The organism is Chitinimonas sp. BJB300 (assembly GCF_002735695.1).
Taxonomy (GTDB): domain Bacteria; phylum Pseudomonadota; class Gammaproteobacteria; order Burkholderiales; family Chitinimonadaceae; genus Chitinimonas.
This window is the reverse complement of the sequence record NZ_PDZH01000012.1, coordinates 44,784-52,109: the sequence shown is the minus strand read 5'-3', so window position 1 is coordinate 52,109 and position 7,326 is coordinate 44,784. Positions and strand designations below refer to the sequence as shown.

General features: G+C 54.4%; 8 protein-coding genes and 1 pseudogene. 8 read left to right on the top strand and 1 reads right to left on the bottom strand.

The annotated features are described in order from the left end of the window. A pseudogene (locus CSQ89_RS03610) lies at positions 1-219 on the bottom strand (IS701 family transposase); the annotation flags it as partial. A gap of 123 nt (positions 220-342) precedes the next feature. Between CSQ89_RS03610 and CSQ89_RS03605 the strand changes: the two are divergent. From CSQ89_RS03605 to CSQ89_RS03570, 8 genes are all read left to right on the top strand, one after another. Continuing rightward, entirely contained in the window at positions 343-975 is a 633-nt protein-coding gene (locus CSQ89_RS03605; RefSeq protein WP_099404823.1) for a TetR/AcrR family transcriptional regulator, read from the top strand. Between the two features lie 99 nt (positions 976-1,074). Next, positions 1,075-1,527, top strand: a complete 453-nt coding sequence (locus CSQ89_RS03600; RefSeq protein WP_099404822.1) for a hypothetical protein — start codon at positions 1,075-1,077, stop codon at positions 1,525-1,527. Between the two features lie 112 nt (positions 1,528-1,639). Next, complete coding sequence (locus CSQ89_RS03595; RefSeq protein WP_099404821.1) at positions 1,640-1,906, top strand: flagellar biosynthetic protein FliQ; 267 nt, start codon at positions 1,640-1,642, stop codon at positions 1,904-1,906. Between the two features lie 11 nt (positions 1,907-1,917). Continuing rightward, positions 1,918-2,682 (top strand): flagellar biosynthetic protein FliR, encoded by a 765-nt coding sequence (locus CSQ89_RS03590; RefSeq protein ID WP_099404820.1) that lies wholly within the window; start codon positions 1,918-1,920, stop codon positions 2,680-2,682. A gap of 4 nt (positions 2,683-2,686) precedes the next feature. Beyond that, the gene (flhB, locus tag CSQ89_RS03585) at positions 2,687-3,766 is read left to right on the top strand and encodes a flagellar biosynthesis protein FlhB (protein WP_099404819.1); all 1,080 of its coding nucleotides are present in this window, start codon (positions 2,687-2,689) and stop codon (positions 3,764-3,766) included. Next, positions 3,763-5,802, top strand: coding sequence for a flagellar biosynthesis protein FlhA (locus CSQ89_RS03580; RefSeq protein WP_099404818.1), 2,040 nt, complete (start codon positions 3,763-3,765; stop codon positions 5,800-5,802). Before flhB ends, CSQ89_RS03580 begins: the two co-directional genes overlap by 4 nt. A 15-nt stretch (positions 5,803-5,817) precedes the next feature. Next, positions 5,818-6,540, top strand: a complete 723-nt coding sequence (locus CSQ89_RS03575; protein ID WP_099404817.1) for a flagellar hook-basal body protein — start codon at positions 5,818-5,820, stop codon at positions 6,538-6,540. A gap of 18 nt (positions 6,541-6,558) precedes the next feature. Beyond that, positions 6,559-7,326 (top strand): flagellar hook-basal body protein, encoded by a 768-nt coding sequence (locus CSQ89_RS03570; protein WP_099404816.1) that lies wholly within the window; start codon positions 6,559-6,561, stop codon positions 7,324-7,326.

Here is a 7,326-nt window from a genome sequence, read left to right as displayed (position 1 = left end):
ACTGACGTGATCGTAATGCCAACACATCAGTTCGTTTTCATCGGTCCAGGCTTTCTCTTGGATGGTGTCGTCGAAGATCAAAACACCCTCGTCGCGCTCGATCGAACGCACCACCGATTTGACCTGCAGCCATAAGTCCTTGGAGAAGCCCGTTGCTGTCGCCGCACCAAACGTGCTCAGCAAATAGTCGGTGTACAAATCGAGTTCTTTGTTCTTCATGGCGACAGGTTATCGTATGCACTGCGTAACATCAGTCACTTTATATCGGTTTTGCCTAGTCCCTGATTTACGGGCCAGCCCCGGCAATGCTCAAATAGCATCTTCTGTATTACAGGCAGCACCATGTCCATTACCGAACGCCGGCAACGCGAACGCGATGCGCTCCGCCGCAAGATCATTGATGCTGCTCGCACACTCTGTGCCGAAGGTGGCTACGAGGCACTGACCGTGCGCAGCATCGCCAGCCGAATCGACTATTCAACCAGCGTTATTTACAGCCAATTTGAAGATAAAGCGGCCCTTTTACGCGCCATAACGGACGAGGATTTTGCCGAACTCACTCGGCAACTACTTGAACAAGACGCACCAGATGCCCGACCTAGCCAACGTATTCTCAACATGGCGGCGCGTTTTGCCAACTTTGCCCAGCAACAGCCTGAACACTATCGCCGTATTTTTATCAGTCCTCCCCCACCAGTCAGCGTGGAAGAGTCTGCCGCAGAGCACGGCAACCCCAACGAAGACGCCTATGCCTTCGCCAGAATGCTGTTTGTTGCGCTGATCGAATCCACACCCACGATTACCGAACAAGATGCAGACATGCTGCTGCAAATGTTCTGGGGTACCTTGCATGGACTTATCGCCCTGCATCTCACCTTGGGTGACGAGCCCTGGGTCAATCTCAAGCCCCTTCCCACCTTGGTGGAGCATGCCTCTCGCGCCCTGCTGACAGGTTTTGGCGCAAAACTGGGCTAAAATCTGTCCGCACCTTCCGGGTGTCCATTCATCGCTAAACATTCGCCGAGCCCAACCAGATACATTGGTCGGCATTGTCGCCATTTTCTGAGAAGCACTATGTTCCGTTACTTATTATTGCCTACGCTGATAGCTGTCTGCATCACAACGCTTGCTGCCGAATGCAAGATTCATGATCTCGAATTGCAGGGGACATACACCGGGGGCTGTAATCGCGATGGCTGGGCTGAAGGATATGGTGTGACCGAAAGTGATATCGCCCGCTACGAAGGTGAGTTTCACGCAGGACGAAAGCACGGACTGGGCGTAAAGACCTGGGCAGCATCAGGCGACGAATACCGAGGCCACTTCGACAGTGACTTTCGCCAGGGCTGGGGGCGCTATGTATGGGGACCTATGTCCAAGTGGCCAAATGAAGTCTTTGAGGGCGAATTCGTCCAAGATAAACGCCAGGGTTATGGCGCTTACTTCTGGCCTAGTGGCGACAAATTTCAGGGTCAGTGGAAAGACGATATGCGTTACGGAAAGCGCCAGATGGAGATGCAGCGCTAATGATTTCAGTGACTTATTAGCGACCAAAAGATAAACGGATAATGTAATGAGGAATCGTTTGTGGTAGCATTCACTCTAGATATTAAAAATATTATTTATTAAGTAAATTATTATGCACTTAGATCAGGCTCATCAACTGTTATCACAAATGCTCTGGACCGGGCTTGCTGTTTGCGCGCCCGTCCTAGGCGTTGCTATGGCGGTAGGTCTTTTGATCAGCGTGTTGCAAGTTGTGACCCAAGTACAGGATATGTCGCTTAGCTTCGTTCCGAAGCTCGTTGCGGCCATCGCGGCCTTGGTCATATTTGGTCCGTGGATGCTGCGTGAGCTGCTCAACTATGCGACCAAGCTCATTCTTTCCGCCCCCAAGTTTCTCTAGTCAGTCGCAACATGCGTATTGATTTCGATCTCGCCTGGGTGGCGGCGGTCTTGCTTTGCTCGTTGCGACTCGCTGCAGCGATCGCCCTCACTCCGATATTAAGTGGCTTTTCCATTCCAGGCAGACTGCGTGTGCTGCTCTTATTGGCATTGTCCGTCTGTATGGTGGGGCCAGCCAATATCACCGCCATGCCTAAACCGGGTGATGTGCTTGACTTGGCATTGGCCGCGCTGTGCGAGCTGGGCTTTGGCGCCGCCTTGGCATTTGGGGTCTTCGCTGCATTCAGTTCGTTTTCCCTTGCCGGGCGCATGCTCGATTTACAAATCGGCTTCTCTGTCGGTGGGCTGTTTGACCCTGTGACACGGCGGCAATCGCCGATTCTTGCAGCGTTATTCGACCTGTTTGCCGTCGTCTCATTTTTCATTGCCAATTTGCACCATACCCTGTTGCGCGGTTTTGTAACGACGCTGGAGAACGTGCCCCTCGGCACCGCAAATCCTTTTGTATCACCGCTTTTACTCAGCCAACAGATGACAGTCATGTTTGTGAATGGTTTAAAGCTGGCAGCACCGGTGGTGATCTGCCTGCTGCTCGTCGATATCGGGTTGGCGACGCTGTCCCGAAATATTCCTCAATTCAATATATTTGTCATCAGCCTGCCCATCAAAACATTGGTGGGAATCGCCATGTTGGCCGTTGTCATCCGTTATATGGCACCTACCGTGTCACGCGCGCTCAACGCCATTTTCCCTTACTGGAGCGCCTTGTTGGCGTAGCGCGATGGCAGAACAAGAACTCGACCGTAATGAACAGGCGACGCCGTTCAAGCTTGAACAGGCGCGCAAAAAAGGCTCTGTGGCGAAGAGCCAGGATGCCGTGTACGTAGCCGTACTATGCGCCCTGGTGATCTTTCTCTATTCTTTTGGCTGGCAAGCCATCAACCGCTTCTTATCCGTAGCGCAGATCACCCTAGGCCATGCTGGCCGCAATGACTGGTCGCAAGGGGGCGTCGTCGCGTGGCTGTGCGCAGCATTATTGGCTTGCCTGCAACCATTCCTGCCCTTGCTGCTCGCATTGATGATTGCAGCCATTCTGGCCAGCTTGGCGCAGACAGGGCCTGTCTTTAGTACCCATCCCATCAAGCCTGATTTCAACCGGCTCAACCCGGCTGCCGGCTTCAAGCGGTTGTTTTCTATCAAGGTAATCTACGAAGGGTTCAAAAGCGTCGTGAAGCTTACCTTGATCGGGATAGTACTCACCTTGGCTTTGTCCGAGCTGCTACCGCTGTTCATGGCGCTACCCAATATGGATGCACGCCACTATGCCGCCGTGCTGCTGGACACCAGTGCAGCCCTGCTTTTCAAGCTGGCGCTGGTTGCGTTGATATTGGCGATTCTGGATATGGCTTATACACGCTGGGAGTTCGGACGTCAGATGCGTATGAGCGCCCGTGAATTGAAAGAAGAGCACAAGCAGCGTGAGGGCGACCCTCGCATACGGGCTCGATTGCGTGAACTGAGAATGGAAGTGCTTAAGCGAACACAGGGCGTAGCGCGTGTTGCAGAAGCCGATGTGCTGATAACCAATCCCGTGCACTTCGCCATTGCCGTCAAATACAAACATGGCGAGATGGCTGCACCACTCGTCATCGCCAAGGGAGCCGGCAAATTGGCCGCCAAACTTCGTGAAGCTGCCTATCGCCACGATGTGGTCGTCGTGCAGAACCCACCCCTTGCACGTGCCTTGTTCAAACAGGTCGATAGCGACCAATACGTTCCAGAATCGCTCTATCCAGACGTTGCAAAGATCTTGGTCTGGATCTACGCAATGCGTGCTGCCCGCACACAGGGGGCAGCATGAATAGCTTGCGTAAGATTTTCCAGCAGAACGCTGATATCGCGATCGTGCTGCTGGTTGTAGGCGTATTGATCGTACTGTTCACCCCTATTCCGTCACAGCTTCTGGATTTCCTGATTCTGGCCAACTTCAGCTTCGCCTTGCTGATCTTGGTACTAACGTTCTACATGCCCAAACCGGTCGAATTTTCGACTTTTCCGGCCTTGCTGCTGATCGCCACGCTATTTCGGCTGTCACTGAATGTCGCGGCAACGCGGCTTATCTTAGGCTCGGGAGATGCTGGCCGGGTAATCGGGGCGGTAGGTAACTATGTGATTGGTGGCAATTACGCCATTGGCCTTATCGTCTTTCTGATTCTGATTGTTGTGCAGTATGTCGTGGTTACCAATGGAGCCCAGCGGGTTTCCGAAGTTGCCGCGCGCTTCACGCTCGATAGCATGCCGGGCCAGCAGATGAGCATCGACGCAGACCTCAATATGGGGTTCATTGACCAGGAGGAGGCCAAACGCCGCCGCAAGAACCTGGAAAAAGAAGCGGGCTTTTACGGGGCCATGGATGGCGCCAGCAAGTTCGTCAAGGGCGATGCCATTGCAGGCATCATCATCATGCTCATCAACATCATCGGCGGTTTGGTGATTGGCGTCATGCAGATGGGCATGCCATGGGGCCAAGCTCTGCAAACCTTTACCCTGTTGACGATTGGTGACGGCATTGTCACCCAGGTGCCGGCGCTGGTTATCTCTGTTGGTACAGGCATTATCGTTACGCGTTCCGCCTCCGATGCCAACCTTGGCCAGGAAGTACTCAAGCAACTGGGCTCTTTCCCCAAGACGCTGCTCCTGGTCGCCGCAGCCTTGGGCGGCCTCTTGATGCTGCCCGGTATCCCCGTCATTCCCGGGGCTGCATTAGCGCTGCTATTTGTGTTTCTTGCCTGGCTATCTCGCCAAAACAAACTTTCCGCCCCGTTGAAGGACACCGAAGACCTGGCGGAAGAAGTCGGGCAGCAAGATGCGTATGCCGAATTGGACGTAGAGCCCATCGAGATTTATGTCGCCAGCAACCTGGGCAGTCTATTGAGCGAAGAGCAGCCGGTGATGATGGAACGCATTGCTGCCTTCCGCACCCAATACGCCGGTGAGTCGGGCTTGGTCTTGCCCAGCTTGAAGATTCGCGAAGCAGGCCGGTTGGGCCAGAACCTTTATGAGATCGCCATCTTCGGTGTAGTGGTTGCGCGTGGAGAACTGATGCCCGGTCACACAATGGCGATTCATGCCGGTGGCAATCCGCGCAAACTCAATGGCATCGAAACCAAAGACCCGACCTATGGCCTGGCTGCGGTTTGGATCGAAGATGACGAGAAGGAATCGGCACGGCTGGGTAAGTACACCTTGGTTGACGCCGCTACGGTATTCATCACGCATCTGTGCGAAACATTGCGCCAGCAGTCCGCAACCTTGCTAACACGCGCTGAAACTGAACGGTTAATTGAGCGAGTAAGACAAAAGCAGGTCGGCTTGGTTGAGGAAATCGTACCGACACTATTGTCGATCGGTGAAATCCAACGCGTCATGCAGAGCCTACTCAAGGAAAAGGTCTCGGTACGACATCTCCAGGCTGTGCTCGAAACACTGGCGGATGCCGCAAAAGTCAGCAAAGACCTCGCTTACCTGACCGAAGCCGTGCGCCAACGCCTGGGGCCGATGATCTGCCAAGCCCTGGTCAACCCGCAGAACGTCCTGCAAGTACTCATGCTCGATCCCTCAATTGAGTTTCAACTCTCGCAAGGCTTGCAAGCTGCAGAAGGTAGGCAGCCAACCATTGACCCCAAGCTGACGGAGACCGTGATGCGCCAATTAGCGCAGCAGGTTGAGCGAATGATGAAGAGCAATTTGATGCCAGTTCTACTGTGCGCGCCAGAACTGCGTCGACACATTCGTACTTTGTCCGAACGCATGATGCCGCACCTGCGCGTGATCTCGCTGCTGGAAGTTCCCAGCACGGTAGAACTACGCGCCTTTGCCTCTGTAACGATTCAATAAGGAAGCACCCTGGTCATGTCTGACGCCTTTTCGATCTCCATCCAAAGCTTGCAAAGTGATATGCGCAAGTTGGAAACGGTTTCGCACAACCTGAGTAACACGACGACAGCTGGCTATCGCCGACAAATCAGCAAGTCGGCCCCTTTCTCAACGGTATTTGATAGCGAACAACTGTCATTGAGTCCATCAACTGCCGCCCCTGGCCTACATCGTACCGATATGCGCGCAGGGCCGCTTCAGGCGACAAACCGGCCGCTGGACCTTGCCATCCAGGGAGAGGCCTTCTTTGTTGTGAACACTCCCCAAGGCCCTGCCTACACACGCCGTGGTGATTTTCAGATTGCTGCGGACGGCCGCCTCGTCACAGCCAAGGGCGAACCCGTACTCGGCACGCAGGGAGAATTGCATCTCGAAGCCGGTGAATATCGCGTCGACACTACCGGGCAGATCAGCGTAAACGGCAGCATCGTAGGCCAATTACTGCTAGTCGAACCGGGCAAGGGTGCTTCACTCCAAGCACTCGGTGATGCGCAATACACAGGACTGGAAGGGGTGCAGCAACCCAATGAATTGCATTCCACGGTCCGGTCTGGCTTTGTTGAGTCATCCAACGTGGTACCGATGCAGGAGATGGTCTCCCTGATGGAAACCATGCGCCATTTTGAAGCTGGCCAGCGCCTGATCCAAGGTTACGACGATGCAATGAGTCGTGCCATCCAGAAGCTTGGCGAAGTTTAAGAAAGAATTAGTAGAACCATGAATAATGCACTTTATATCAGCGCTAGCGGCATGCAGTCGCAGCAAAAACAACTCGATGCCGTCGCGCACAATCTCACCAATATGAACACGCCGGCATTCAAGGCAACGCGTGTTCAGTTCGCCGAGTTGATAGACCGTGGCGCTGCGAATGCGACCAATCCCAACCCACCGCAAACCCACCTCGCAGGGCTGATGCACACTGGCATGAGCTTTGACTTTAGCCTGGGCGAGCTCAAACAAACGGGGTCAGCCGCTGATATCGCCATCCAGGGGGCCGGCTTTCTTGCGGTAGCGTTGCCCGATGGCAGCACGGGTTATACGCGCGGGGGCAAGCTGACAGTCGATGCCAACGGCGTACTGGGCACAACCGACGGCCATCCACTACAGCCGCAAATCCAACTGCCATCCGATGCGCAAAGCTTTAAGTTGCACTCCGATGGCCGAGTAGAAGCACTGTTCGCTGATGCGCGCCCGCCTATGGAGCTGGGCCGATTGGAGCTATCCACCTTTGCCCGGCCCGATGCGCTGAAAAGTACAGGCGGCGGGCTCTACCATGCAACGGAAGACTCAGGCGAAGCGAAGACGCTATCACCAGGTCAGGATGGAAGCGGCATGCTTGCCCAAGGATTCCTGGAAGGCGCCAACGTCAAGCTGATCGATGAAATGACGAAACTCATGCTAGCCCAACGCGCCTACGAGATCGGCAGCAAGGTTGTACAGGCTGCCGATGAAATGATGGGCATGACCAACAGCTTGCGGCGTTAA